Source organism: Streptomyces sp. CLCI03 (genome assembly GCF_053615355.1).
In genome coordinates this window covers 1099232-1122491 of record NZ_CM132132.1, presented here as the reverse complement: position 1 = coordinate 1122491, position 23260 = coordinate 1099232, and the positions used below count along the sequence as shown (strand labels likewise).

Sequence of the window (23260 nt, the reverse complement as noted above, 5' to 3'; positions counted from 1 at the left end):
GCGGGCCCGGCGCCGCTCCGTGAGGATCGGGGGCGATGACCAACGCCATGGATGAAGTACGCCGATTCCTCAAGAAGGACGATCTGCCCGGAGCGGTGCGGTCGCTGCGGCCGCACGCCGAGACGGCATCGATCACCGAACTCGCCAAAGCCACAAAGGCCTTGGCCGACGCCGCCGGGTTCAAGGACCTGGCCGGCGCCGCCAAGGCCGCCGCCGAGCGGCCCGGCGAGCCCCAGGCCCTCTACGACCTCGGCTACGCCTGCGTCGAGCGCGGCATAGCCTTCCTCGCCGTCGCACCGCTGCGCGAGGGGCTGCGGCTGCTCCCCGACTCGCGGGCACTCCTCGCCGAGCTGGTGTCCGCCCTGGAGGACGAGAACCGGCACGCCGAAGTGGTCGACCTGCTCTCCGGCCGCGGCCCGGGGTTGCCCGCCTGGCCCGAGACGTACCTCCTCGTCCACCACACCCTGCTGGCCGGGGACCTGGACACCGCCGCGCGCATCGGCGGCGCCCTCCCCGCCCCCGAGGACCCGCAGTGGTCCGGCGCCCACACCCGCCAGACGCTCCGGCTGCACCGCACCGACCGGGCGCGCCGGGCCCAGAGCGCGGCCGGCCACGCCGATCCGCTGGGCCGCACCGACCTGCGCGGCTGGCACTACGGCCTGACCGGCGGACTCCTCGGCACCCTCTCCGGGTACGGCTGGGACGCCGGGATGACCGGCCGGTTCGCCTACCTCGGGGACACCCACGAGACGTGCCGCCACGGCCTGGCCCGCCTGGCGCTCGCCCTGGAGGCCGCCGGGCGCCTCCCCGGCACGGTCTCCCTGCTGCCCGGCCGGTCCGACCGGATCCTCGGACTCGCCGCCGCGCAGGTGCTCGGGCTGTCCGCCGTACCGTACGAGCCGGCACGCACGGACACCCTCGTCGTCGCCTACGACCTGAACGCCACCGACCCGGACCTCCTGCGCACCCTGCACGCGCGCGCCGACGGCCAGATCCTGTCCGAGCACGCAACCTGCTGGACCGATCCGCCTGCGGTGAGCGCGGACTTCAGCACGCTGCTGTGCCAGTTCGTGGCCCCGCCGTGGAAGGAGGACGAGAGGCCCGAGGAGGAGATCGCCCAGGACATCGTCCGGGCCGCCTCCGGCCCGGACGGGGGCGACGGTGCCACCCCGCCCGATCCGGACGAGGCCTTCCGAGCCTTCGTGAGCGCCGTCCGCGACGGCTGGCTCACCTCGCCCCGCGACCGCGTCGCCTCACCCGGCCCGGTGCCCAGCTCGCGCTTCGCCTGAGGCGGCGGCAGGCTGGGACCATGCCGGAGCTGCCCGAGGTCGAGGCCCTGCGGGAGTACCTCGACGAGCACCTCACCGGACGGGTGGTCGAGCGCGTCCTCCCGCTGGCGGTGAGCGTGCTCAAGACCTACGACCCGCCGCCGACCGCCCTCGAAGGGCAGCCGGCCGGCGCCGCCGCCCGGTACGGCAAGTTCCTGGCCGTGCCGGTCGGCGAACTCCACCTCGTCACGCACCTGGCCCGCGCCGGCTGGCTGCGCTGGCAGGACACCCTGCCCGCGCAGCCGCCGCGCCCCGGCAAGGGCCCGCTCGCCCTGCGCGTCCATCTCGTCGACGGCGGAGGCTTCGACCTCACCGAGGCCGGTACGCAAAAGCGCCTCGCCGTGTACGTGGTCCACGACCCGCAGGAAGTGCCCGGCATCGCCCGCCTCGGCCCCGACCCGCTCGCCGAGGGCTTCGACCGGGACGCCTTCGCCGCGCTGCTCGCGGGGGAGCGGCGCCAGATCAAGGGCGTGCTGCGGGACCAGAGCGTGATCGCGGGAATCGGTAACGCCTACAGCGACGAGATCCTGCACGCCGCCAAGGTCTCGCCGTTCAAGCTCGCCGCCTCCTTCACGCAGGAGCAGGTCACCCAGCTCCACGAGGCCGTGCGCGGCACCCTGGGCGAGGCAGTGGCCCGGGCCCACGGGGTGGCCGCGGGAAAGCTCAAGGCGGAGAAGAAGAGCGGCCTGCGCGTGCACGGCCGGGCCGGTGAACCGTGCCCGGTGTGCGGGGACACCGTACGCTCGGTGTCCTTCGCCGACTCCTCGCTGGAGTACTGCCCCACCTGCCAGACCGGCGGTAAGCCCCTTGCCGACCGGCGGCTCTCGCGCCTCCTCAAATAGCCGGTCGCCGCGTAGACTCCGGCACCGTGGCCGAGGAGCAGCAGCAATCGCCGCCCCGGCGCGAGATCGTCACCGGGGTCCCCCGGGGCGCCCGTCGCCGGCCGCCCGCGCACACCCCGGCCCGCTCGGAGATCTCCGAGCAGACCACCCTCGGGGCGACCTACGTCCGGGCTCTGATGCGCAGCCAACTGCGCGTGGCTCTGTGGTCGTTGGCCGGGCTCGTGGCGCTGATCGGGACCCTGCCACTGGTGTTCGCGCTCTCGCGAGACGCGTCGGGGCCGCTGGTCTGGGTGGCGCTCGGCGTCCTGGTGTACCCGGTGATGTGGCTCATCGCCCGGTGGTACGTGACCCGGGCGGAGCGCAACGAGGCCGATTTCACCGGCCTGGTGATGGACCCGGCCGACCGCGGTTAGTCCTCGGCGCCGCGCCCCGTACGCCCCGTACGCTGGGGGAGCGGGATCGAACGAGGAGGCGGGCGCATGGGCAGTGAGGCGAGGCGCGCGGCGGTGCGGGCTCTCGACGCGCTCGCGCGCAGCGACGACCGGCGCGACCGGGCGGATGCCGGCCACGGCCTGGCGGCGTTCGCCGAGATGCCGGAGGCCGTCGGGCCGCTGCTCCGACTCGTGGCGGGGGACACCCTCGTCACCCGGCACACCGTCCAGAGCTTGCTGCGGCGGATGGACGGGGCCGGACTGTCGGTCGTCGCGTCCGCGATGGCGGTGGCCGACGCGCGCCACGACGACTGGATCCACACGGCCGTCCTCGACGTCTTCGGCATCTACGCCACGGACCGGGACGAGGCACTGCGCGTCTGCGAGGGTCTGACGCGGGACGCGGACGCGCGTATCGCCGAGGGGGCCCGCCGGCTGGCCGAGGACCTGGCGCGGATCGATCCCGTCCTTCACCCCGTGCGGCGGGGTGAGGAGGGCTAGGTCGGCTCGTACGGTTCCACCGGGAGCGGGCCGAGCGGGTCCTGGGCGTGGCCCTCGGGCGAGCAGGCGGCGAACGGGCCCTGCCGGGGGTCCATCAGGACCTTGAGGTGCGGATCGGCGTGCTGGATCCACCACGTCGTCATGCCGAGGGCGGCATCGTGCCGCAGATGCTCCCAGGCCAGCCAGAGCGCGGAGAGCCGGGCCCCCGCCTCGGGGTGTTCCCACCAGGCCGGACACCAGGTCGCGGACGTACCGTCCAGGGGGCGGCGGATCATGACCGCCAGGTAGTCGGTGACGAAGGTGAAGACGTCGGCGAAGTAGAACTCGGCCACGTCGGCGCCTGCTTGCTGTGTCGGTGTGCCGGAGGTGGAGAGCGGCTCCGGCTCCGGCCGGGGCGACGGGTAGAGCGCGAGGAGTGAGCCGAGGGCCTCGTCGCCGCGTCGAAGCTCCGTCAGGAGCCAGTCCAGGAGCAGGTCCTGGGACTCGGCGACCTCGGCGTAGGCGTCCGCCGCGAGGGACGCGACGATCCGCTCCCGCCACTCGTTCAGCCGCTTCCTCCAGCTCTCTTCCTCGACCGCGGTCCGGGACCCGGACAGGAAGCGCGCCACCGCCCAATGGTGTTCCTTCCAGGCGTCACCATCGGCATCGGCCGTCACCCGCGCTGCCACCCGTTGCGCGTTCTCGATCGCTTTGCTGTCCATGGAACTGATGAGCGCCTTTCGAGCCAGGTAAAGAGTTTGCTGATCATATGAGTTCAGCGTCCTGTGCCCGTGCTCGTGGCTTCGTCAGAACAGATGCATCGCCAAGTGACCCAGGGGTAGTCCGAGTTGCCAGGCCGGGGTCCACACGCGCGCGTTCTCGTCCAGTCCTGGCGGGAAGTCGGTGTGGTCGGGCCGCCCGGGGTCGAGATTGGTGGCGAAGAGCTCGGTGTTGTCCAGCCACCGCCAGGCCGCCCGGGCCAGTTCCAGGTCGGGGTCCCCGCCGTCGCCGCGCTCCCGGGCCTCCTCGCCGAGTGCGAGGAACCGCGTGTGCACCCAGTCGCGCCACGGGTGTCCGTAGGCGGTGAGCGACAACCACTCGTCGAGCTGCGAGACCACCCGGATGCCGGAGAGCTCGCCGGCCGCGTCCGAGAGGTAGATCGTCAGGGCGAGCGTGTCCCGTCCGGCCCTGAACTCCAGGGTGCTGACCGGGATGAGCCGGCCCGTACGCAGCAGTTCGTCCGCGATGTACTCGGCGTACAGCCAGGCCATGGGCACCGCGAGCCCGCCGTCACTGGTGCCGTTACTACCCTCGGGCTGCACCGTTCCACCTTCTCCCGCGCTTCGAGCGTCCCGTCGTCAGTCCTGAGCCTTCACCGAGCGGCTCGCGGAGCGGGGGTTGTTTACTCAACTTGCACGCTCTGGTGCCGAAATCGACGCGTTTTATGTCCGGTCCGCATCCATTCACGGCGTTACACGATCCGTCGCGGTGTCGCCGACTCAGGCGCCGAGGCCGTACCCGTACCCCTGGAGGCCCTTCTTCAGGGCGCGCAACGCGTAGTACGTACGGGACTTGACGGTTCCGGCCGGGATCCCGAGCTCGGCGGCGGCCTCGGCCACCGAGCGGTCGCGGAAGTAGACCTGCATCAGCACCTCGCGGTGCTCCGGCCCCAGGGATCCCACGGCCCGCCGGACGTCGATCGCCGTGACCGATCCGGCCACCGCGTCCTGGGGCTCGGGTGCGTGCTCCAGCCCCTCCGGATCCACCTCCAGCGGCCGCGACAGCCGGGCCCGGCGGGCGTCGATCGCGAGCCGCCGGGCCACCGTGAACAGCCAGGGCCGCATGGAGTCGTGCCCGCTGGAGAGGGCCTCCGGGTGCTGCCAGGCCCGTACGAGGGTCTCCTGTACGAGGTCCTCCGCGCGCTGGGCGTCCCCTGCCGTCAGGCCGAGCAGGAAGCCGAACAGGGCTCGCCCGTGGTCACGCTGGAGTTCGGCGAGTGCCTCGGGATCCGTACGCGGGAGGGTGGGGGAGAGCGGCACGAGGGGCTCCTTCCGGGGTGCGTGGGGGGCCGTGAAGGCGGCGACACGTCCACCCTGACCTGCACGGAGCCGAGCTGGAACCGTCCGGCCCCGGTGGTGCGCCCAAGCACCCGGGTCGTCCGCCGGGCGGCCGTGCCGGTCGGTGAACGGTCGAACGGCGCGGCGAACGGCAGTCGACGCACCCGCCGCGGTCGGCTCCCGGCGGCCTGCGACAGGCACGCCCGCCGTCGTCCGCACCCGCACCCGCACCGGCACCCGCTGTCGGTCGTGTCCGCCGTTCGGGTGGGCGGGTGTCCGCGCGGCGGCGCCGCCTCTTGACTTACGGCGTGTAGTTATGTGGATTGCATGTGATCACATGTCAGATAATCGTATTAATGAGAGCAGGGCACATGACCACGCGAATCCGGCCGCAGGTGCTCGCCCTCCTGTCGGCCGTGCTGCTGTCCGCCGTCGCCGGCTGCTCGGCCGGCGGGAGCTCCGCACCGGCCCGCCTCGGGGACTCCGGCGCGCCCGCCACCCCCTCCAGCGCCGCCGGATCGCCCGCCGCCAAGGGCTTCACCCTCGTCGCGAGCGGCGACGTACTGCCGCACACCTCCGTCATCCAGCGCGCCGCGAACGACGCGGACGGCGACGGGTACGACTTCCGGCCGATGTTCTCCGGCGTCAAGGCCGTGGTCTCCGGAGCCGACCTCGCCCTGTGCCACATGGAGACCATCTACGGGGAGGAAGGCGGCCCCTTCTCCGGCTATCCCGCCTTCAAGTCCCCGCCGGAGGTCGCGGACGGGCTGAAGGACGCCGGGTACGACGGCTGCTCCACGGCCTCGAACCACTCCCTCGACGACGGCGGAGCGGGCCTGCGCCGCACCCTGGACCGCTTCGACAAGGTCGGGCTGAAGCACGCCGGCTCGGCCCGTACGGCCGCCGAGGCCGCCACGGTCACCACGTACACGGCAGGCTCCGCCAAGGTGGCGCACCTCGCCTACACCTACGACACCAACGGCTATCCGATGCCCGACGGCCAGCCGTGGGCGGTCAACCTGATGAAGCAGGACAAGATCGTCGCTGATGCGCGGGCGGCCCGGAAGGCGGGCGCGGACGTGGTGCTGGTGAGCGTGCACTGGGGCACGGAGTGGGAGACCGAACCGGACGACACCCAGCTCTCGCTCGGCAAGGCGCTGACCGCCTCACAGACCGGCGGCCGCCCCGACATCGACATGATCATCGGAACGCACGCGCACGTGCCCCAACCCTACGAGAAGGTCAACGGGACCTGGATCGTCTACGGCATGGGTGACCAGGTCGCCGGCGAGATGTTCAACCACACCGGCGCGCGCGACATGCGCGGCAACTACGGCTCGATCGGCCGCTTCACCTTCGCCCCGCCGGCCGCCGCCGGGCAACGCTGGCAGGTCACCGAGGCCGAGTTCGTCCCGCAGATGATGGACCTGTCCGTGGGCCGGGTCGTCCACCTGCCCGACGCCCTCGCCAAGGACCCCGGCCGCGAGGACTACGAGAGCGCGCGGGACGCCATCGGCGAGGCCGTCCTCAGCCGCGGCGCCGCCAAGGACGGCCTGACCATGGGCAAGTAGCCCGGGGCCCGAGGGTCCTGGGGCCGATCCAGGACCCTACGAAACCCACAAACCCACAAACCCGCACACCCGCGAAACCGTCGCAACCTACGGAACCACGGTGACGGGCCAGCGGCCCGCCTTGACCAGGCGGATCGCCACCGACCCCACGATGCGGTGCCCGGCCTGCTCGGAGGCACCGACCACCACCGCGTCCGCCATCAGCTCGTCCGCCGCGCTCACCAGCCCGGCGTACGGGTCGCCGCGGAAGGTGTGGAACTGCCAGCGCACCTCGTAGATCCCCTTGAGTCGCTCCGCCGACGCGCGGATCTCGGCCACCAGCCCCTCCGCGATCTCCCCGGTGGTGTCCGCCACCGGCGCGCCCAGCGCGGCGCCCGCCGGGATCACCGGCTGGACGTACACCAGGGCCAGCAGGGCGTTCTGTCGTCGGGCCAGCCCCGCCGCGTAGGCCGCGGCCCGCAGCGAGGACTCCGATCCGTCGACCCCGGCCAGGATCACCTTCGGTCCGTCGGTACCGCGTTCGAATTCCGTGTTCACGTGCTCCGTCACCTGCCGAGGATAGGCCGTGGCCCCAGGGAGCCGTCCTTCCGGTCGGGGCCCGGCCCGGTGAGCACCCGGGGAACGGTCCTTCCGTTCGGCGCGCGCACCGGCGCCGCCCTCCCTACAGTGCGAACCATGAGTGCCACCAGTGCCACCGTGGAGGAGAAGCACGGAACCCGGAACCGCTTCCTGAACCGGGTACCCGACGGGTTCGGCGCGTTCTTCGGAGCGCTCGGCCTGCTGTGCGCCCTGCTCGCACTCTCTCCCACGCTGCGTCGGCTCCTCCGGCACATCGTGCGGTTCCTCGACCTGATCGTCGTCCCCGTCAGCGCGAACCTCGCCTACGCCGTCTTCCTCTTCCTTCTCGCCGCGGCCCTCGGCACCCGCAAGAAGGTCGCCTGGTGGATCGTCATCACCTATTTGGCCCTGCTGATCGTCGACGACGTGCTGGAGATGGCCGTCGGCGAGTACTGGATCGGCATCCCCTCCATGGTCATCGCCGTCGCCGCGATGGCCGTACTGATCGCCGCCCGCGCCGAGTTCTACGCCGCCTCGCGCCCCGGGGCCCTGTGGCACGCCCTGCTCGTGCTCGGCCTCGGCCTGCTCGCCGCCGTACTCGTGGGCTGGGCGCTCGTCGCCCTCTTCCCCGGCACCCTGCCCAAGGGGCAGTGGCTGGACTGGGCCGCCAAAGAGGTCTTCGGCGGCCTCTTCTCGGCCCGGGAGTTCGACGGCCACCCACCCCGCCCGCTGTCCTTCCTGCTCGGCCTCTTCGGCGCCGCGGCCCTGCTGAACGCGGCCATGACCCTCTTCCGTTCCCAGCGCCTGACCGCCGCCCTGCACGGCGACGAGGAGCCCCGTATCCGCGCCCTCCTCGGCGCCTACGGACGCAACGACTCCCTCGGCTACTTCGCCACCCGGCGCGACAAGGCCGTCGTCTTCGCCCCCAACGGCAAGGCCGGCGTCACCTACCGCGTCGAAGCAGGCGTCTGCCTGGCCAGCGGGGACCCGGTCGGTGACCCCGCCTCCTGGACCGCCGCCATCGACGCCTGGCTGGCCGTGGCCCGCCGCTACGGTTGGCAGCCCGCCGTCATGGGTGCCTCCGAGGACGGCGCCACCGCCTACGGCCGCTCCGGGCTCGGCGCCCTGCAGCTCGGCGACGAGGCCATCCTGCACGTGGCCCACTTCGACCTCGACGGCCGCGACATGCGCGTGACCCGCCAGGCCGTCAACCGGGTCCGGCGCACCGGAGCCACCACCGTCATCCGACGCCACTCCGCCCTCTCCCAGGACGAGATGCAGAGGATCGTGGAAAGCGCCGACAAATGGCGCGACACCGAGACCGAACGCGGCTTCTCCATGGCCCTGGACCGGCTCGGTGACCGCGAGGACGGGGACTGCCTGCTGGTCGAGGCCTTCGACGACCAGGGCGAGCTGATCGCCCTGCTCTCCTTCGTCCCGTGGGGCAAGGACGGCATCTCCCTCGACCTGATGCGCCGCGACCGTACGGCCCCCAACGGGGTCATGGAGTTCATGGTCGCCCAGCTCTGCGCCGCCGCCCCCGGTCTCGGCGTACGCCGGATCTCCCTCAACTTCGCCGTCTTCCGCTCCGCCTTCGAGGAGGGCGGCCGGATCGGCGCCGGCCCCGTCCTGAAGCTGTGGCGCAAACTGCTCCTCTTCTTCTCCCGCTGGTGGCAGCTGGAGGCGCTGTACCGCTCGAACGTCAAGTACGGCCCCGAGTGGTACCCGCGCTTCCTCTGCTACCAGGACGCCGGCTCGCTCGCCCGGGTCAGCCTCGCCTCCGGGATCGCCGAGGGCTTCGTCTCCGTACCCAGCCTGCGCACCCTGTGGGGCAACGGCCATCCCAAGGGCCTCACCGCCCCCGTCACCACCGAGGGCCTGCCCGCCATCGACTCCCTCGGCCTGGACGCGGTCGAGCAGGCGGACGCGGGCGCCCCGGCCGAGCGGCTGCCCGAACAGGTCCGCGTCCGCCACGCCAAACTGGACCGCATCAGGGCCGCCGGCACCGACCCCTACCCCGTGGGGATCCGCGCGCGCACCCACACCGTCGCGGAACTGAAGGCGGCCCACCCCCACCACCCGCCCGGCGCCCGCACCGGCGCCGAGGCCACCCTCGCCGGACGCGTGATGGTCGTACGCGACCTCGGTGGCGTGGTCTTCGCCGTCCTGCGCGACTGGTCCGGGGACATACAGCTCATGCTCACCCGCGACGAGGCCGGGGCCGAGGTGCTGGACTGCTTCACCTCACAGGTCGACTTCGGCGACCACGTGCTGGTCAGTGGCGAGGTCGGCGCGAGCAGGGCCGGCGAACTCTCCCTCGTGGTCCGCTCCTGGCAGCTCACCGGCAAGTGCCTGCGCCCCCTCCCGGACAAGCGCAAGGGCCTCGCCGACCCCGAGGCCCGGGTCCGGCGCCGCTACCTCGACCTCGTCGCGAGCCCCGAGGCACGGGACGTCGTACGGGCCCGCTCCAGCGCGGTCCAGGCCCTGCGCCAGGGACTCCTCGACCGCGGCTACCTGGAGGTCGAGACCCCGATGCTCCAGCAGATCCACGGCGGCGCCAACGCCAGGCCCTTCCGCACCCACATCAACGCCTACGACCTCGACCTGTACCTGCGCATCGCGCCCGAGCTGTACCTCAAACGGCTCTGCGTCGGCGGTATGGAGAAGGTCTTCGAGATGGGCCGCACCTTCCGCAACGAGGGCGTCTCCTACAAGCACAATCCCGAGTTCACGATGTTGGAGGCCTACCAGGCCTTCGCCGACTACGACGTGATGCTCGACCTCACCCGCGAACTGATCCAGGGCGCGGCCACCGCCGCCTTCGGCTCGCCCGTCGCCCACAAGGCGGGACCGGACGGGAAGCTCGTCGTCCACGACATCTCCGGAACCTGGCCGGTCAAGACCATGTACGGGGCCATCAGCGAGGCCCTCGGCGAGGAGGTCGACGCCGACACCGAGGAACAGGTGCTGCGCCGGCTGTGCGACCGGGCGTCGGTCCCGCACGCCCCCGAGGACACCCGCGGCGACGTGGTGCTGGAGATGTACGAGCGCCTCGTCGAGGAGCGGACCCAGCTGCCCACCTTCTACAAGGACTTTCCCACCGACGTCTCCCCGCTCACCCGCCAGCACCGCCGGGATCCCCGACTCGCCGAACGCTGGGACCTGGTCGCCTTCGGCACCGAACTGGGCACCGCCTACTCGGAGCTGACCGACCCGGTGGAACAGCGGCGCCGGCTCACCGCGCAGTCCCTGCTCGCCGCGGGCGGTGACCCGGAGGCCATGGAGCTCGACAACGACTTCCTGGACGCACTGGAATACGCGATGCCGCCCACCGGCGGCCTCGGCATCGGCGTGGACCGCCTCGTCATGTTCCTCACGGGCCTGACGATCCGCGAGACCCTCCCCTTCCCCCTGGTCCGCCGCGGCTGACCGCCCCGAAGGACGACCCCGTCGTCGCCGGGGCGGGCCCTCATCACCTCGGCATACGGCGTGCCAGCCGCGCCGCCTGCTCCCGCAGCCCCGTGGACCAACTGGGGCCGGGCGGCGCGGCGGCCATGCCCGCGGCCGACACCTGTACGTCCTCGCGGGGGCCGTCCGGGGCGGCGCCGAGCCGCTCCCAGTCCACCCGGATCCCGGCACGCTCCGCGAGCACGACCACGGTGGCGGTGAAGCCCTCCGAGAGCGCGAGCACGATGGCGTGGCTCGTCCTGCGGTGCTGTACCAGCAGGGCGTCGACGAAGGCCGCGAAGGCGACCGGGTCGATCTGGCACTCGTCCATCTCCATCGGCCCTATGCCCGAACCGAGCCCCAGCTCCGCCTCGAAGACCGCCACCTGGCGACGGAACATCCGGGAGGCCCCGTTGGACGGGTTCCACAGCGTCACATCGCCCATGTCGAAGTACTGACTCATCGTCGGCTCCCTCCGGTTCATCCCGACGGACCAGTGTAGACAGCATGATCAACACTGCGGGTGTGAGCCGACCGGGTGAGGGGAGCAGGGTGCCTCCGCGCCTCTCGACAACTTCACCGATGGCGTTGATACGTAGTAATAATGAAAAATGACGAGCCGACAGTAGGGCGGCGCACGGTCCTGCGTACCGCCGTCTTCCTCGGGGTCGCGGCCGCCTCCGGACTGCTCAGCGTCAAGGGTGAGAGCGGCGGCGGAGCCCCCGGACCGGGACCGGGCGGATCCGGAGCACCGGCGGGGCCGGGGGCGCCCCCCGCGGCGGGTGCGCCGGGGTTGCGGGCGCGGGCGCTGCCCGAGAAGTCGTACCGGCTGCAACCGATGACCGCCGACGCGCCGGTGCGCGCGGCCGCCGCGAAGCCGGCCGTGCGGACCCGGCCCATCCTGGAACTCCCCGCCGAGGCGGCCGCGTCGGGCGGCATGGTGCTCACCTTCGACGACGGCCCGGATCCCCGCTACACCCCCGCCATCCTCGACACCCTCGCCCGCCACGGCGTGCGCGCCATGTTCTTCGTCTGCGGGGAGATGGCCGCCGAGAACAAGAACCTGCTGCGCCGGATGGTCGACGAGGGCCACGTCATCGGCAACCACACCTGGACCCACCCACTCATCCCGCAGCTCAGTCGGCCCGCTCTCGCCTCCGAGATCGGCCGCACGAGCGAGGTCGTGCAACAGGCCGTCGGCGAGGCGCCGTTGTGGTTCCGGGCCCCCTACGGAGCCTGGAACCGGGCCGCCTTCGAGATCGGGGCGGAGCTCGGCATGGAGCCGCTCGCCTGGACCGTGGACACCTTGGACTGGAAGGAACCGGGGACCCCGACGATCATCTCCCGGGTCCTCGGCGGCGCGGCCCCCGGCGTGATCGTCCTGTCGCACGACGCCGGTGGCAACCGGTCGCAGAGCGTGCAGGCGATCTCCTCGTACCTTCCCCAACTGCTTGCGCGGGGCTACCGGATGACCCTCCCGGTGCTGCCGCCCCGCTGACCCGGGAACCGACCGCGGCGGAGGCTCCCGGGCTCGGCCGGCCCGGACTCAGCGGGCCTCCACCATGCGGGCGAAGACGACCACGTTGCCGTCGTAGCCGCGGGCCTTGGAGTATCCGCCGCCGCAGGTGATCACCCGGAGCTCCGGGTGCCCGGTGTCCCCGTACACCCGGGCCCCGGGGAAGGCCTCCTTGGAGAACACCTCCACGCCGTAGACCTCGAACACCGCCGTGCGCCCGTCGTACCGCTCCACCTCGATGTGGTTGCCCGGCTTGACCGAGCCCAGGCCGTAGAAGACCGCGGGGCCCTGCGCGTTGTCCACGTGCCCCACGATCACCGCCGAGCCGCGCTGGCCCGGCGAGATGCCGTTGAGGTACCAGCCGGCGAGATTGCGGTCCTGCGGGGGTGGCGCGTCGATCCAGCCCTCCGCGTCCAGCCCGACCGTCATCACCGGCGCGTCCACGTTGATCGTGGGAATCCGGATGCGCTGGACCGACGAGTGTTCCAGCACCTCCATGTCCGCCGGGGGCGTGGGCGGATTCGCCGGCAACTGGTCGGACGTCACCGCGACGGCCGAGGCCGCGGTGGGCTGCGGCGGCCCGTCGCCGATGTTCACACCGTTCCGCACCATCGCGAGGCCGGTGAGCATGACCAGGGCGAGTACGCCCCATGGCGAGTATCTGCGTTTCTGCCCGGTCTCGTCCTCGCCCATCGTTCTCCCTTCCCGACGCGGGGGTCCCGACCCGCGTTCCTGTCCCGCCCCTGTACGCCCTACTTCACGCACGCTAAGGCCGGGCCGGTGGGACGGCGAGGGGGGAACGGCGAACGGGTGGCCGCCACCCGGAGGGGGCCGGAAGGGGTGCGCCCATCCAGGTAATCGTCACATAAATGCCTGACGGGTCGTGACCTGCGGATCCGTCAGCCGCGCCGTCCGCGCTTCGGCGTGTCGCTCAACCGGGCGGCCCAAAGCCGGAAATGCGGAGGTTGCGGGGCGACCCGAGGGTTCGACGTGGGAGGCGTTCTCGTCGATCATCCGGGGCCGACGCTCCGGGGCGCTTCCCGCTGGAGGTTCCACCATGCGTGTTTTGCGCGCTCTTACCGTGGCGGCGGCAGCCTGCGCCGCGATCGGCCTCAGTGCCCCATTCGCCTCCGCGAACCAGGACCCCGGGGGCCGGGGTGGGAACGGGGGTGGGAACGGCCCCAGCAACATCTCCGTCAACCCGTACTCCGTGCACCAGGGATCCACGATGCAGGTGAGCGCGGCGGGTTGCGGGCACGGCGGCACCGTCGCCTCGCCCGGCAACTTTCCGCCGGCCAACCTGTCCGCCGGCTCGATCGGCTTCGCGACCGTCCGGATCTTCAACCACGCCTCGCCGGGTCACCACACGCTGTCGGTCAAGTGCAACGACAGCAATCTGGTCGCCACGCACCGCTTCACGATCCTTGAGGGCAACCCCTCGCAGGGCGGCATCGGCGGATCGTTCGGCCCGTCCACCGCCGAGACCGCCATCGGGGCGGGCCTCGTCGGAGCCGCGGCCCTGGGCGCCGGCGCCCACGTGGTGCGCCGTCGCCGCCCGCTCCGCAGCCGGGCCTGACCGGCCTCCCCGGACGCGGATCCCCCGCTATCGCCGATCGCCCCGAGTCCTGACGAGGACTCGGGGCGATCGGCGATAGCGGGGGATGTCCGGCGCGTTCAATGGCTACGGTCGGCCCCCCTGCGGCGCAGGGCGAACACGGCGCCGCCCGCGGCGGCGAGGAACAGTCCGGCGCCGGCGCCGAGCTCCAGGGGATCCATGCCGGCGATGCTGCCGCCCAGACCGCCGCGGACTCCGAGGGCCGAGGACGGGGTCGGGTAGAGGGTCGCTCCGGTGCCGGTCCGCGTGGAGCTCGTGGTGGGTACGGTACTGCCGCCGGCGATCGTCAGATCGGCCGAGCCGGTCTCACCGTTGCAGGTGAAGGAGACGGAGTAGACGGCTCCGCGCCGGGCGTCCCGGTCCACGGTGACCCGTACGGTCTGACCGCGCGCGATGCTCACGGTGTCGAAGACCCCGGAGGAGGCGGTGGCGTAGGCGGCGTTGCAGCGACTGACGGCGAGGACCGTCTGCCCCCCGGGGGCGACGGTCGACGGTGTGAGGGTGAACCCGAACGAGGTGATCGTGGGCCGGGCCTCGGCCGCGGTCGCGGCGGGCACGCCGAAGGCGCCGAGCGCGAGTACGGCGCCAGTGGCGCCGGCGCTCAGCAGGGCGGTGGCAGAGGTACGTATCGCACCCATGGTTGGTTCTCCGGATCCCCGAGGAGCAGCCGCGGAACGGTTTTCCGCACGTGGGGGGTCGTGCGCCTCGATGTCCGACACGCTAGGTCGGGGTGCGGTGACCCGCGATCAGGAACGGGCGAATGGGGCATGGCCCAGGGCCGAACCGGGGACGGGAGGCCCGTCCCCGGTTTGCGAGCGGCGAGATTCCGAGGGGATCCGGATCTCCGGATCCCCTAGGGCCCGTCTTTTGGATCAGGCCCTAGCCGCCGAGGTCCAGCTGGGGGAAGTGGGCGAGGAAGGGTTCGGCGGTGGCGGAGATGCCCCGCCCGAACGGCGCGTCGAAGTCCCAGATCAGGAACAGCAGGAACGCGATCAGGGCGCTGAACAGGCCGGCCAGCAGCATCTCGCGGAACGACCGCCTGATCTGCAGGGTGAAGATCAGCCCCACGGTCACCAGGGCGCCGACGATCAGGCCGAACCACACCACCCCCGGCATGGTGGCCCCGGCACTCGAACCCCGTGCGCTGCGGGCGTCGTCCACCATCGCGACCTGGTCGACCAGCGGCTGGTAGGCCTGCCCCTCGTGGTCGGTCTTCGGCTCGTAGTCGGTGACGTCCCGGCGGATACGTTCCAGCAGTTCCCCGCCGTGCTCGGTCAGCTCGCCGTGGTCGGCCATGCGCTTCCACTCCGTGTCCACGACGTAGGCCACGTACGCGTCGACGTCGGCGCGGATCCGCCCCCGCACCTCGGCCGGGTAGACCTCGGAGCGGACACTGATCTCGTGCAGGGCCTGGGCCTCCTGGCGCACGTATTCCTGGGCGGCCCCGCGGCCCTCCCAGACGCCGGCGATCGCGAGGCCCAGCACGATCGCGTAGATCACCCCGATCATCATCGTCATGTACTCGATGACGTCCGGGGTCTCGTTCGGATCGTCGTCGTCGCCGATCCTCCTGTGGTTGAGGAAGGCGATGGACAGCACCACGGCACAGGCCGCGGCCATCGCGATGGACAGGACGAGCCATTCCGACAAGATGACTCCCAATCGTTTACTGGTGGGGCGGAAGAAGCGCTAGCGCGGGCGCAGCGCGACGATCGCGAGCACCGCGGGAGCGGCGGTCATCAAGGTGAAAGTCACCGGCGAGATGTGGTGCTCGGCGGGTTTGCGGGCCGCCGCGCGATAGGCGGGTCGGGCCACGGGTTTCGGCGGTGCGGGTTTCACCTCTGGGGCGGGTGGTGACGGTGGGGCGGGTGGTGCCGGTGGTGGTGGTGCGGGAGCCCTGACCACGCGGGGCGCCGGGGGTGCCGGCTTCGGCGGGGGTGGCGCGGGCAGGACCGGCTTCGGTGCGGGCTTCGGCGCCGGCGCGGGCGGCGGCGGTGGCTTCGGCGGTTCGGGTTTCGGGGGCGGCGGGGGCTCGGGCGGGGGCGGCGGGGGAGTGGGCTCGGGTGGCGGCGTGGGCTTCGGCGGTGGCTTCGGCGGGCACGGCGGAGGGGGTGGCGGAGGTGGGCAGTGGGGGCGGCCGTGATGGCCCCCGCCATGCCCGCCTCCACGACGTTTCCCGTGGTCGGAGCCCTGGTCGTCACCGTGATGTCCGCCACGCGGGTCGCGGCCGCGGTCGCTGCCACCGGCCGCCGAGGCCGCCACGGAGGCCACCACGGTGGCGGCCGGTCCGTCGCCGGAGTCGGTCGTCGGGTAGGCGCGGCTATCAGCCACGGCCGGCGTGACGGACAAGGCCGCCCACAGCAGGACCGGGACCGCCAGCAGGCGCCTGGCACAGGCTCTGTTCACCCCGGGAGCATGGGCCCGCGCGCGCCCGGGCACGCGAGGCTCGGCCTCGGTTCGCCTGAACGGGTGGACTGCCGACCGGTAAGGTTTGAGCCACTCGTGGGTCGGTAGTGTGGGGACTCCGATCGACCTTCAGCCAATTCCCATAAGGGACTTGTCGGTATCGGTCATTCCCTCGCCCGGCCGGGCGGTGCCTTTGGTGTGTGACGAAGAACGGATCGCCAATTTCCGCTTTTGCTCGCCCTGTTGGGAAATGATCAGTACATTCGGCTCGGACAGGAGTCCGACCTCACACGGACGACCGCAGGACCAACGCTTGGAGACCCCGATGGAGCGCCCCGCCTGGGCCCCGCCAGGCATCGACATATCGGTGCCGAGCGTGTCCCGCATCTACGATTACTACCTGGGCGGGTCCCACAATTTCGAGGTCGACCGCCAGACCGCGCGCCGCGCCATGGAATTCATGCCGGGCCTGCCCAAGATCATGCAGGCCAACCGGGCATTCATGCGTCGCGCCGCCCGGCACGCCGTCGCCGAGGGCGTCACGCAGTTCCTCGACATCGGCTCCGGCATCCCCACCTTCGGCAATGTCCACGAGATCGCCCAGGCCGCCAGCCCGCAGGCGCGCGTCGTCTACGTCGACCACGACCCGGTGGCCGTCGCGCACAGCCGCGCCGTCCTCACGGGGGACGACCGCAGCGGCATCGTCGCCGCCGACCTGCGCAAGCCCAAGGAGATCCTGGCCGCCCCTGAGGTCGGCCGACTGCTCGACCTCGGCCGCCCGGTCGCCCTGCTGCTCGTCGCCGTCCTGCACTTCCTGGAGGACACGGACGACCCGTACGCCGCCGTCGCCGAGCTGCGGGACGCGCTGGCCCCCGGCAGTCTGCTGATCCTCACGCACGCCTCGTACGAGGGGATTCCGCTCACCCAGGAAACCGCCGCCGGCACCGTGGGCGTCTACCGGGACATGCGTAACCCTCTCGTCATGCGTACCCGGGAACAGATCAGCGGCTTCTTCGAAGGGTTCGAGATGCTGGAGCCGGGCCTCGTCTCCATGCCCGACTGGCGACCGGACCGGCCCGACGACGGCGAGGACGCCGAGACACCGGAAGACCCCTACGCCTTCTCGGGCTTCGGCGGCGTGGGACGCAAGGCGTGAGACTTCCGGCACAGACGGCGGGCTCGCCGAAAGTCGCCGCGGCGCCCGCTGCGGCCCCGGCCACCGGGTCTTCGGCGGCCCCGCACGGCGGCATCGAGGACCGGATCGCCCGCTTCGCCACGATCTGGGGCCGGGCGATCTTCCCGGTCACGGCGACCTCGCTGACCCGCACCGAGTTCGAACGGCACCTCGTACCCCTCACCCGGACGCTCACCAAGGCGCTGCACGCCAGGCCGTTCGACGCCTCGGTCGCCCAGCAGGTGGGGGCGGAACTCGTCGCCGTGCACTGCACCGACCCCGAGGCCCTGGCCGGCACCCTCGGCGTGATCGAGTCGTACCTGGTGCTCTACTGCGGCCCGGACGGACCCGAGGGCTCCGGAGTGGAAGGCACCGAGGAGTACCGCTCCCGCTGCGCCCGGCTCCAGCACGCCATCGCGGCGGGATACGCGCGCGCCCTGCGCGAGCGCACCCTCAGGGAGCAGGAGGCCATCGCGCGCTCCGCGCTCACCGCGCGGACCGACGCGCAGCAGGCCCTGCACGCGAGCGAGGAACGCTTCCGGGCGGTCTTCGAGGGTGCGGCCGTGGGCATCGGCATCGCCGACCTCGACGGGAACGTCCTGGAGGTCAACGACACCCTGCTGCAGATGTTCGGCGGCCTGGAAGGACACGTCCGCAGCCGCAACGTCAGCGAGTGGGGACACCCCGACGACACCCCGCACGTCTGGCGGATGTACGGCGAGCTGGTCCGTGGCGAGCGCGAGAGCTACCGCGTGGAGAAGCCGTACTACCGGCACGACGGCACCGTGCTCTGGACCAACCTGACGGTGTCGCTGCTGCGCGACGCCGACGGGAAGCCGCAGTACCAGCTGGCGCTGATGGAGGACACCACCGAACGGCGGCTGCTGAACCTGCGCCTGCGCTACGAGGCCACCCACGACGCCCTGACCGGCCTGCCCAACCGGACGCTGTTCTTCGAGCGGCTGGAGAAGGCCCTCGCCGGGGCCGGAGGCGACCGCTACGGCCTGTGCTACCTCGACCTCGACGGTTTCAAGGCGGTCAACGACAGCCTCGGACACTCGGCGGGGGACCGACTGCTGGTGGAGGTCGCCGACCGGCTGCAGAGCTGCGCGACCGGCCCCGGCGAGGTCGTCGCCCGGCTCGGCGGTGACGAGTTCGTCGCCCTGACCACCGGCTCCGACACCGAGGAGAAGGTGACCGACCTCGCGGTCCGCATCCTGACCGCTCTGTCCACGCCGATCCGGCTGGAGGGCCGGGAGCTGACGGTCCGGGGCAGCATCGGCATCGTCGAGGGCCGGGCCAAGGAACGCACCCCGGCGGAGGTGCTGCGCAGCGCCGACATCACCATGTACCGGGCCAAGGCGGCCGGCGGCAACCGCTTCGAATTCGCCGACGCCGAGGCGGACGCCCGCGCGATCACCCGCCACGGACTGACCAACGCCCTGCCCGCGGCACTGGAACGCGGCGAGTTCTTCATCGAGTACCAGCCACTGGTCCACATGCGCGACGGCAGCGTCCATGGAGCCGAGGCACTGGTGCGCTGGTCGCACCCGCAGTACGGGGTACTCGGCCCGGACCGCTTCATCCCGCTCGCCGAACGGACCGGGCTGATCGTGCCGCTCGGTCGCTGGGTCCTGGAGGAGGCCGTCCGTCAGGCCCGTATCTGGCAGCGCGAGCACGGTGGCGCGGCCCTGCGGATCAACGTCAACCTCTCGCCGACCCAGCTGCACCACCCGGGCCTGGTCGCCGACACCGTGGCGGTACTGGAGAAGTCCGGCCTCGCCCCGGGCGCGCTGTGCCTGGAGGTCACCGAGTCGGCCCTGATAGGGGCCGACGACGAGCTCCTGGAACCGCTGCGCCGGCTCGCCGCCCTCGGTGTGGACATCGCCCTCGACGACTTCGGCACCGGCTACTCGAACCTGGCCAATCTGCGGCGCCTGCCGGTCAGCGTCCTCAAGCTCGACCGCTCCTTCACCCAGGGGATGCAGCAGCAGCCCGCCAACCCGGTCGACGTCAAGATCGTGGAGGGGATCGTCGCCCTCGCCCACAGCCTCGAACTCGCCGTCACCGTCGAGGGAGTGGAGACCGGAGCCCAGGCCGCCCAACTGCGCGCCCTCGGCTGCGACACCGCACAGGGCTGGTATTACGCCCGGCCCGGGGCCCCGGACCGCATCCACACCCTTTCCCTCTCGGACGCGGTGCCCGCGCCCTCCTGAGGCCGCCCCTTCCGACATCCGCCCCGCCGGGAGCCTCAGGCTCCGGCGGGCGGCTGGGACCGGTTCATGCCGACCTCGGTCCCGCGGCCAGGGGTGCGGACGGCTTCCGTGACCCGCTCGTACCGCTCCGCCGTATCGGCCAGGACGTCGGCGACCACCGGTAGCCGCACCGCCTCATACCTGTCGAGCACCTCCTCACCGCCGGGACCGGTGAGCGCGGCCACGAGCGTCCGGCCGAGCTCGGCCGCGTCCTGGATTCCGGTGTTCATGCCCAGGCCGCCGGCTATCGGCTGTACGTGCGCGGCGTCCCCGGCGAGGAAGACCCGGCCCTCCCGCATCCGGGTGGCCATCCGGACGTTGACCCGCCAGGCCGAGACCCAGGTGGCGTCGACGAGCCGGATGCCCGGCACCCGGGCGTCGCGGTCGAAGATCCGTTGGAAGCTCTCCAGGGACGGCGGTACCGGTTCGCCCCGCTCGTCCCGCTCGGGTGAGGCCTGCAGTTGGAAGCTGTCCGTCCCCGGCATCGGGCAGAGCAGGATTCCGGTGCCCTCGGAGGTGAACCACTGGTGCCAGGCGTCCCGGCCGAGCCCGGGCGCCCTGACGTCGCCGATCACCATCGCGGGCTCCTCCTGACCGCTCCCCTCGAAGGGGATGCCGAGCAGCTTGCGGGTGGTGCTGCGTCCGCCGTCGCACCCGGCGAGATAGCGGGCCGCGATCACGGTGCCGTCCGCCAGCTCGGCGCGCACCCCGGTGTCGTCCTGAGTGATCGCCACGAGCTCCGATCCGTACTCCACCTGGACGCCCAGCTCGGCCAGCCGCTCGCGCAGGGTCTCCTCGACCTGCCACTGACCGAGGAGCAGGCCGGCGCCGGTGGGGGTGTCGTTGATGTGTTCGCCGTCGAAGTACTTGCGCAGCGTCACGCTCGTATCGCCCTTGGCGGTCAGGGTCTCCAACAGCCCGAGTCCCCGGAAGACCTCAAGGCTGCTCGGCAGCAGGCCCTTGCCCCGGGACTCGTGGTGCGGCTCGGTGCGCCGGTCGATGACGCGCACGGCGACTCCCCGGAGGGCGAGGTCGCAGGCGAGCGTCAGTCCGGTGGGGCCGGAGCCGGTGATCAGTACGTCGGTCATCGGAGGTCCTCTCCTCGTTGTTGCCTCAAGGAAAGCGGCTCCCGAAGAAAAAAGCAACCCGGTTAAAAAATTAACTCGGTCATGCTTCCGTGCTACGCTGTGCGGTATGGAGAACACGACGGGTCTGCGCGAGAACAAGAAGCTCCGTACGCGCCATCGGCTGGCGGCCACGGCGCTGGAGCTCTTCCTGGAACGAGGCTTCGACGCCGTGTCGGTGGCGGATGTCGCCGCCGCGGCCGAGGTCTCCAAGCCCACCCTCTTCCGCTACTTCCCGAGCAAGGAGGACCTGCTGCTCGACCGGTTCGCCGACCACCAGGACGAGGCCGCGCGCGTCGTGCGCGAGAGACCCGCCGGTCGCACTCCCGTGGGGGCGGTGCGCTCGCACTTCCTGGCGGCACTGGCCGAGCGGGATCCGATCACCGGACTCTGCGACCACCCGAATGTGGTCTCCTTCACGCGACTGCTCTACAGCACCGCGAGCCTGAAGAGTCGGCTGGTCCACTACACCGACCGCGAGGTGGAACTGCTCGCCGCCGAGCTGGAGTCGGAGGCCGTGCCCCCGCTCGCCGCCCGTCTGGCGGCCATGCATCTGGTGGCGGTCCGCCACGAGTTGGGTCGGGAGAACTGGCTGCGGATCGATTCCGGCCAGAGCGCCGACGAGGCCTACGCGGCCGCGGTGGCCGACGCCGAGCAGGCCTTCGCGATGCTGGCGGACGGCCTCGACCGGGCGCTGCCGGCAGCCCCTGCCCCGCCGATGTCCCCCGCGGCGCCGTGAGAGCGGCTCCGCGCGCGGCGGCTCCGCCGCACCGGAGTCAGCCGAGCAGCATGCGTCTCAGCTCGCGGGCCGCTCGCGGCGGAGCCACGTCGGTGCGGTGGGCCAAGGCGATGGTGCGGCGCAGTGGCGACCCGGCCATCCGGGTCACCCGCAGCCCCGGACCGGCGCGGTCCACCACCATCGCCGGGACCACCGCGATGCCGAGCCCCGCCCGGACGAAGCCCAGGACCGCGTCCATCTCGCCGCCCTCCACGGTGAAGACCGGCTCGAAGCCCTCCGCCCGGCAGGCCGCCATCGTGAGCTCCCGCAGGTCGTAGCCGTGCCGGAACATCACCATCGGCTCGTCCCGCAACCCCGCGATGGTCAACTCGCCGCCCCCGCCCGGCGCCGGCCGTTCCGCCGAGGAAACCACCACGAGGTCTTCCGTCAGCAGCTCCACCGTGGTCAGGGCCGGGGCCGACGGGGGCAGCGGCAGCGCGATCAGGGCCAGGTCCAGGGCTCCGCGCGCGAGTTCCCGTACGAGGTCGAGCGACCCGCTCTCCTCGATCAGCAGCTCGATCCCGGGATGCGCGTCGTGGAAGGCCCGTAGCACGTCCGGCAGCAGGCCCGTGCAGATGCTGGGCGTGGCGCCGAGCCGCACGCGCCCGCGCCGCAGCTGCGCCAGTTCCTGCACCTCCAGCCGCGCGGTGTCCGCGTCCGCCAGGATCCGCCGCGCCAGCGGCAGCAGCGTCTCACCCGCGTCGGTGAGCGTGATGTTGCCCCGGGCCCGACTGAACAGCTCGGCCCCCAGTTCCCGTTCGAGCGCCTTGATCTGCTGCGAGAGCGAGGGCTGCGCCACATGCACGCGCTCGGCGGCGCGGGTGAAGTGCCGGGTCTCGGCGACGGCCACGAAGTACAGGAGCTGCTGGAACTGCATACGCCCAGGCTAACGCCCTCGATAGTCAGAGGCTATCGATATCAGCTCAATCATGTCTTTGCCCTTTCGGGGCCCTCGTCCTTACCGTCGAAGGCATGGCTCTGGCAACGCGGACGGATCGACGGCCGTCCATCACACGCACGATCTGGGACTCCTCCGTCGGCAAGAAGTCCGTGATGGCCGTGTCCGGCCTGATCATGCTCGGCTACCTGGTCGTGCACATGCTCGGAAACCTGAAGATCTTCTTCGGGGCCGACGAGTTCAACGGCTACGCCCACTGGCTGCGCACCCTCGGCTCGCCCTTCCTGCACCACGAGTGGGCCCTGTGGCTCGTCCGGATGGGACTGCTCGCCGCCGTCGTCGCCCACGCCGTGTCCGCCCACCAGCTCAGCCGTCGCGACACCAAGGCCCGCCCGGTGAAGTACGCCCACAAGCGCCGCCGCGCGAGCTACGCCACCCGCACCATGCGCTGGGGCGGGATCATCCTCGGCCTGTTCATCGTCTGGCACCTGCTCGACCTCACCACGCTCACCGTCAACGAGCGCGCCTGGTCCGGCCACCCGTACGAGAACGTCCTGTCCACCTTCTCCACCTGGTACGGGAACACCATCTACATCGTGGCGATGGCCGCCCTCGGCCTGCACGTCCGCCACGGCTTCTGGAGCGCCGCGCAGACCCTCGGTGCGGGCAGCGCCCGACGCGAGCGGACGCTGAAGTTCCTGGCCAACGGCCTGGCCCTCGTCCTCTTCGCGGGATTCGTCTCCGTCCCCGTCGCCGTCATGACCGGAGTGGTGAGCTGAC

At 71.9% G+C, this 23260-nt stretch carries 22 protein-coding genes; 12 read left to right on the top strand and 10 right to left on the bottom strand.

The genetic code is table 11. The features are described 5' to 3' along the window. Positions 1–35: 35 nt before the first annotated feature. The 4 genes from ACWG52_RS05270 (at position 36) to ACWG52_RS05255 (ending at position 3102) form a co-directional block, all read left to right on the top strand. On the top strand, positions 36–1289 hold the full coding sequence (locus ACWG52_RS05270) for a hypothetical protein (RefSeq protein ID WP_389810188.1): 1254 nt from the start codon (positions 36–38) through the stop codon (positions 1287–1289). A 20-nt stretch (positions 1290–1309) separates the two neighbouring features. Next, positions 1310–2170, top strand: a complete 861-nt coding sequence (locus ACWG52_RS05265; protein WP_389810185.1) for an Fpg/Nei family DNA glycosylase — start codon at positions 1310–1312, stop codon at positions 2168–2170. A gap of 26 nt (positions 2171–2196) precedes the next feature. Continuing rightward, complete coding sequence (locus ACWG52_RS05260) at positions 2197–2583, top strand: DUF485 domain-containing protein (protein ID WP_389810183.1); 387 nt, start codon at positions 2197–2199, stop codon at positions 2581–2583. 66 nt (positions 2584–2649) lie between these two features. Next, positions 2650–3102: a hypothetical protein gene (locus tag ACWG52_RS05255; RefSeq protein WP_389810179.1), complete on the top strand. Its 453-nt coding sequence runs from the start codon at positions 2650–2652 to the stop codon at positions 3100–3102. Here ACWG52_RS05255 and ACWG52_RS05250 read toward each other — a convergent pair. From ACWG52_RS05250 to ACWG52_RS05240, 3 genes are all read right to left on the bottom strand, one after another. Then, positions 3099–3803 (bottom strand): DUF4913 domain-containing protein, encoded by a 705-nt coding sequence (locus ACWG52_RS05250; RefSeq protein WP_389810177.1) that lies wholly within the window; start codon positions 3801–3803, stop codon positions 3099–3101. The two genes, ACWG52_RS05255 and ACWG52_RS05250, sit on opposite strands and share 4 nt — an antisense overlap. Before the next feature lie 84 nt (positions 3804–3887). After that, positions 3888–4352: a hypothetical protein gene (locus tag ACWG52_RS05245; RefSeq protein ID WP_051763604.1), complete on the bottom strand. Its 465-nt coding sequence runs from the start codon at positions 4350–4352 to the stop codon at positions 3888–3890. Positions 4353–4580: 228 nt separating this feature from the next. Further along, positions 4581–5120: a sigma-70 family RNA polymerase sigma factor gene (locus ACWG52_RS05240; RefSeq protein WP_033224053.1), complete on the bottom strand. Its 540-nt coding sequence runs from the start codon at positions 5118–5120 to the stop codon at positions 4581–4583. A gap of 389 nt (positions 5121–5509) precedes the next feature. Between ACWG52_RS05240 and ACWG52_RS05235 the strand changes: the two genes are divergently transcribed. Further along, positions 5510–6709: a CapA family protein gene (locus tag ACWG52_RS05235; protein WP_389810174.1), complete on the top strand. Its 1200-nt coding sequence runs from the start codon at positions 5510–5512 to the stop codon at positions 6707–6709. A gap of 87 nt (positions 6710–6796) precedes the next feature. Here ACWG52_RS05235 and ACWG52_RS05230 read toward each other — a convergent pair whose 3' ends face one another. Beyond that, positions 6797–7258: a universal stress protein gene (locus ACWG52_RS05230; protein ID WP_030716454.1), complete on the bottom strand. Its 462-nt coding sequence runs from the start codon at positions 7256–7258 to the stop codon at positions 6797–6799. 126 nt (positions 7259–7384) lie between these two features. On the opposite strand from ACWG52_RS05230, the gene lysX reads away from it, so the two are divergent. Beyond that, positions 7385–10696 (top strand): bifunctional lysylphosphatidylglycerol synthetase/lysine--tRNA ligase LysX, encoded by a 3312-nt coding sequence (gene lysX, locus ACWG52_RS05225; RefSeq protein ID WP_453127971.1) that lies wholly within the window; start codon positions 7385–7387, stop codon positions 10694–10696. A 43-nt stretch (positions 10697–10739) separates the two neighbouring features. Here lysX and ACWG52_RS05220 read toward each other — a convergent pair whose 3' ends face one another. Further along, the gene (locus ACWG52_RS05220) at positions 10740–11177 is read right to left on the bottom strand and encodes a DUF6086 family protein (RefSeq protein WP_389810168.1); all 438 of its coding nucleotides are present in this window, start codon (positions 11175–11177) and stop codon (positions 10740–10742) included. A gap of 141 nt (positions 11178–11318) precedes the next feature. On the opposite strand from ACWG52_RS05220, the gene ACWG52_RS05215 reads away from it, so the two are divergent. Then, on the top strand, positions 11319–12212 hold the full coding sequence (locus tag ACWG52_RS05215) for a polysaccharide deacetylase family protein (protein ID WP_389810166.1): 894 nt from the start codon (positions 11319–11321) through the stop codon (positions 12210–12212). Between the two features lie 48 nt (positions 12213–12260). On the opposite strand, the gene ACWG52_RS05210 is transcribed toward ACWG52_RS05215, so the two are convergent. Then, positions 12261–12923, bottom strand: coding sequence for a class F sortase (locus ACWG52_RS05210; RefSeq protein ID WP_033224048.1), 663 nt, complete (start codon positions 12921–12923; stop codon positions 12261–12263). A 364-nt stretch (positions 12924–13287) separates the two neighbouring features. On the opposite strand from ACWG52_RS05210, the gene ACWG52_RS05205 reads away from it, so the two are divergent. Next, positions 13288–13806, top strand: coding sequence for a hypothetical protein (locus tag ACWG52_RS05205; protein WP_030716442.1), 519 nt, complete (start codon positions 13288–13290; stop codon positions 13804–13806). 98 nt (positions 13807–13904) lie between these two features. Here the strand turns inward: ACWG52_RS05205 and ACWG52_RS05200 are convergent, their stop codons facing one another. Both ACWG52_RS05200 and ACWG52_RS05195 read right to left on the bottom strand, forming a co-directional pair. After that, positions 13905–14483, bottom strand: a complete 579-nt coding sequence (locus ACWG52_RS05200) for a hypothetical protein (protein WP_375940059.1) — start codon at positions 14481–14483, stop codon at positions 13905–13907. Between the two features lie 241 nt (positions 14484–14724). Next, positions 14725–15495, bottom strand: coding sequence for a bestrophin-like domain (locus tag ACWG52_RS05195; protein WP_389810163.1), 771 nt, complete (start codon positions 15493–15495; stop codon positions 14725–14727). Between the two features lie 1081 nt (positions 15496–16576). Between ACWG52_RS05195 and ACWG52_RS05190 the strand changes: the two genes are divergently transcribed. Both ACWG52_RS05190 and ACWG52_RS05185 read left to right on the top strand, forming a co-directional pair. Continuing rightward, a complete protein-coding gene (locus tag ACWG52_RS05190; RefSeq protein WP_453129039.1) occupies positions 16577–17407 on the top strand; it encodes an SAM-dependent methyltransferase in 831 nt (276 codons plus the stop codon). Next, positions 17404–19641: a putative bifunctional diguanylate cyclase/phosphodiesterase gene (locus tag ACWG52_RS05185; protein ID WP_389810161.1), complete on the top strand. Its 2238-nt coding sequence runs from the start codon at positions 17404–17406 to the stop codon at positions 19639–19641. The genes ACWG52_RS05190 and ACWG52_RS05185 overlap by 4 nt, the downstream gene beginning before the upstream one ends. A 35-nt stretch (positions 19642–19676) precedes the next feature. On the opposite strand, the gene ACWG52_RS05180 is transcribed toward ACWG52_RS05185, so the two are convergent. Further along, positions 19677–20768: an FAD-dependent monooxygenase gene (locus ACWG52_RS05180; protein ID WP_389810158.1), complete on the bottom strand. Its 1092-nt coding sequence runs from the start codon at positions 20766–20768 to the stop codon at positions 19677–19679. Positions 20769–20874: 106 nt separating this feature from the next. Here ACWG52_RS05180 and ACWG52_RS05175 point away from each other — a divergent pair, with 106 nt between their 5' ends. Then, the gene (locus ACWG52_RS05175) at positions 20875–21543 is read left to right on the top strand and encodes a TetR/AcrR family transcriptional regulator (RefSeq protein ID WP_389810155.1); all 669 of its coding nucleotides are present in this window, start codon (positions 20875–20877) and stop codon (positions 21541–21543) included. A gap of 37 nt (positions 21544–21580) precedes the next feature. On the opposite strand, the gene ACWG52_RS05170 is transcribed toward ACWG52_RS05175, so the two are convergent. Next, positions 21581–22459, bottom strand: coding sequence for a LysR family transcriptional regulator (locus ACWG52_RS05170; protein WP_389810152.1), 879 nt, complete (start codon positions 22457–22459; stop codon positions 21581–21583). A gap of 95 nt (positions 22460–22554) precedes the next feature. On the opposite strand from ACWG52_RS05170, the gene ACWG52_RS05165 reads away from it, so the two are divergent. Further along, entirely contained in the window at positions 22555–23259 is a 705-nt protein-coding gene (locus ACWG52_RS05165) for a succinate dehydrogenase (RefSeq protein ID WP_453127965.1), read from the top strand. Position 23260: the final 1 nt, after the last annotated feature.